Source organism: Dietzia sp. HMSC21D01, assembly GCF_001815995.1.
In the GTDB taxonomy this organism is placed as follows: Bacteria; Actinomycetota; Actinomycetes; order Mycobacteriales; family Mycobacteriaceae; genus Dietzia; species Dietzia cinnamea.
The window spans coordinates 1-712 of record NZ_KV824053.1 but is presented as its reverse complement, the minus strand read 5'-3'; the positions used below and the strand labels follow the sequence as shown (position 1 = coordinate 712).

The following is a 712-nucleotide window of genomic DNA, read 5'->3' as shown; positions in this document are numbered from 1 at the left end:
GACTCACAACCAGCCTGAGCCACAGGGCGCTACCCCTGTAGCAGTAGCGGATGCCGAGACGGAGTAGCGGATTCGGGGGGGTGGATGGTGGCTGATGCGGGCGACACGCGGATCGCGGAGGGCGCACCGGATGCGGCGGGGGCGGCGGTGGCTTTCGGTCCGGGCCTGGCCCCGGCAGCTCTGCTGACAGAGGTCTTCGCACCGTGGGTCGTACTCACGATCGGCTCTGTCCACCTGGGCCGGCAGGTGGGGTCGACCCGGTGGGGCGTGGCGGCGGCGGCCGGGTTGGGTGTGGTGCCGCAGGCGGCGATCACGTGGCGGGTCCGGCGCAAGGCGCTGTCGGATCACCACGTCACCCGTCGGGAGGACCGGCCGCTGGTGATCGCCGGGATCGCGGTATCGGTCGCGACCCTGTTGGCGGCCCAGCAGCGCCGCGGAGCGCCGGACGAGCTGCGCCGCATGACGCGGGCCGCGCTCGTGGCGTTGGGCGTCGCCGGGTCCGCGACCCTCAAGGTGAAGGTGTCGTTCCACACGGCGGTGCTGAGCGGGGTGATCGCGGTGCTCGCCCGCGAGCTCTCGCCCCGCTACTGGCGACTGCTGGTGCTGGTGCCGCCGGTGGCGTGGGCGCGCGTGCGGATCAGTCACCACACGCCGATCGAGACGGCCGCGGGCGCGGCGATCGGCCTGGCCTGCGGCCACCTCGCCGGCGGCC

Annotated in this window: 1 protein-coding gene; it reads left to right on the top strand. The window is 74.0% G+C overall.

Going from position 1 to position 712, the window contains the following annotated elements; genetic code table 11:
- Positions 1 to 84: 84 nt before the first annotated feature.
- A partial coding sequence (locus HMPREF3086_RS14305; protein ID WP_070722546.1) for a hypothetical protein occupies positions 85 to 712 on the top strand: 628 nt, incomplete at its 3' end.